Origin of the sequence: Chamaesiphon sp. (genome assembly GCF_041737865.1) — a bacterium.
Classification (GTDB): domain Bacteria; phylum Cyanobacteriota; class Cyanobacteriia; order Cyanobacteriales; family Chamaesiphonaceae; genus Chamaesiphon.
In genome coordinates, this window is the sequence record NZ_JBGSQZ010000174.1 from 1 (window position 1) to 2,388 (window position 2,388).

2 protein-coding genes and 2 pseudogenes are annotated in these 2,388 nt (G+C 45.1%); 3 read left to right on the top strand and 1 reads right to left on the bottom strand.

Going from position 1 to position 2,388, the window contains the following annotated elements:
- Positions 1–231: pseudogene (locus tag ACEW9J_RS13155) on the bottom strand (ISKra4 family transposase); the annotation flags it as partial.
- A 290-nt stretch (positions 232–521) separates the two neighbouring features.
- Between ACEW9J_RS13155 and ACEW9J_RS13160 the strand changes: the two are divergent.
- The 3 genes and pseudogenes from ACEW9J_RS13160 to ACEW9J_RS13170 all read left to right on the top strand — a co-directional run.
- Entirely contained in the window at positions 522–1,664 is a 1,143-nt protein-coding gene (locus ACEW9J_RS13160; protein ID WP_373545573.1) for a Tat pathway signal protein, read from the top strand.
- 74 nt (positions 1,665–1,738) lie between these two features.
- A complete protein-coding gene (locus ACEW9J_RS13165) occupies positions 1,739–2,068 on the top strand; it encodes a hypothetical protein (protein WP_373545574.1) in 330 nt (109 codons plus the stop codon).
- 20 nt (positions 2,069–2,088) lie between these two features.
- A pseudogene (locus tag ACEW9J_RS13170) lies at positions 2,089–2,250 on the top strand (NAD(P)-binding protein); the annotation flags it as partial.
- Positions 2,251–2,388 lie beyond the last annotated feature (138 nt).

Sequence of the window (2,388 nt, forward strand, 5' to 3'; positions counted from 1 at the left end):
TATTTACCCAATTAACAATCACCTCATTTTCTTGAAATGATGATGCGATTTTTTGCTGTTCATGCAGTACTGTTGCTTTGTATCCTTTCCAGCTACACACCTCTCCCTTTGGGGTTCTAACTCGAATATTTCCTCCATCTACACTCAATTCTGCCACTGGTGTCTCTGCTTGAGGTATTCAAATTTTTGTCGGTGAATTAACCTCTGCTGAGCACTTTTTGATATCTCTATCGAGTTCTTTTTGCTCTTCTGGACTCATTACACTACCTTAATTTACTTGACCTCATTATCTCAATATTGCTACTATTTTTGTCAAATTTCTCAATCCCCGTACTAGTGCATAAGGTTTATCTCCTTGGAGCAAATAAAAAGTGGGATGCTCCCTCGATAGACCTTGTGAGGAGTAGTCAAAAATTAATTACTCCTCACAAGTTCTTCAACTTATCGATCTAGACTCTAGATAGTTACACAAAGTAAATTTAGAGAGAATAACGAGATCGTAAATTTCGAGGAGTCAATTCATGCCGAAAAGACAGCCGCATCTGATTGTAAATCGCCGTCAAGTTCTGCAACGTCTGGCGGCGGGCATCACATTATCAGGTGGATATATTTTGTACGAGTATCAACCGTGGCTCAATTACGACCGACAAGCCCAAAATACTTGGAAATCTCTAAAACAGGAGTCAGTTATGTCAGCACAACTGCGCGAACTCGTCCATTCTGCTACGCTAGCTGCGAGTGGTCACAACACCCAGCCGTGGCTGTTTGCAATTAAAGAAAACACCATTGAAATTCACCCCGATTATACCCGTCGGTTGCCAATTGTCGATCCTCGAGATCGAGAACTTTGGATAAGTTTGGGCTGTGCGCTGGAAAACTTGCTAGTAGCCGCTCGTGCATCTGGATATGCCCCAGAAGTTACCTATCCAGATCCGGCAGATTTTATTCATGTTCGGTTAACACCAGATACCGCCCAAACCAGCCCATTACTAGCCGCAATCCCCTTGCGCCACAATACCCGCTCCGCCTATGACGGTCAAACCATCAAGAGTGATGCTTTGAAGCAAGTGCAGTTTGTCCCATTGGAACCAGGCGTAGTGGTGCGCTTTATCCTTAATCCCCAGGAATTAAATACAGTGGTGGAATATGTCGATCGAGGCAATCAGAGCCAGTTTGCCGAACGCGAAGCGCGCCACCAAGGCGGTCGAGCGTTTGTCAATGAATTGACTACTTGGATTCGGTTCAATCAAAAAGAAGCTTTAGCCACCCTCGATGGCTTATATTCACCCTGTTCGGGCAATCCGCAAGTACCGCGCTGGTTGGGGAAAATGGTGGTAGGCGGCACCAAGCCGCAACAGCAAGCCGATGCAGATGCCAAAAAACTTCGCAGTTCCGCTGGTGTCGTTGTAATTGCTGCCGAGTCTGACAATAAGACTGTTTGGGTGCGAATTGGACAGGTTTACGAGCGGCTGGCATTGCAAATGGCGGCGGTGGAAATCAAGTCAGCATTTCTAAATCAACCGATCGAAGTAGCCGCTCTGCGCGGGCAATTTCAAAGCGCGATCGGCTTGGGTAATGCTCTCCCACAATTATTGATTCGCTTTGGCTATGGAAAATCGATGCCACAGTCTCTGCGTCGATCGGTAGAACAAGTGCTCATCTAATATCAAGCAGAACCCGAATTGAGATTGGATTGAAGATTCATTGCCTATTGTCTTGCCTTCGATAGCTTTCGATCGTGAAAATTTCTAATCTAGTTACCTGGTTAACAGCCCTAATTATCATACTGGCATTAGTCTCTACCAGTATCGGCTTGTTTTGGCAAGATGAGGGCAATTCGGTTTCTTTTACTACACTCCGAGGAGATACTGTCTCGATCGCTGGAAGAGGCTTATATCGCTATGATACGACGCTAATGGCGAGTGATGCTCGGAACCAATCTGCTGACTGCTGGCACGATCCAAATGATAGCAGGCTTCATCGACATTCCACAGTTTATTGGATTCGTGGCTTCCTTTGCGATTCTGACACTGTATGCAATCTGGTTTACGTTGACACTTTTTCGTAATCTTTCGGATGAAATCTCTCATGAAGCGTAAATGCAGTGACACTATTATCATTGCTGGGCTGGCGGCAGGTTGCTATGCCCAGATGAATGGTTATCAGACTCAGATATTTGAGATGCACGATCGACCAGGTGGGCTGTGTACGGCATGGCAGCGACAGGGATTTATTTTTGATGGTTGTATTCATTAGACCTCCTGCAAAAGTCCGATCGAGAGATATACAATAGATCCAAATTGAATCGATCGATCATGAGCTATAAACAAGTTGAAAATTTAAAGCCAACAGAGTTCAAACGGCTGTGTGGCGTAACTCCAGAAATAT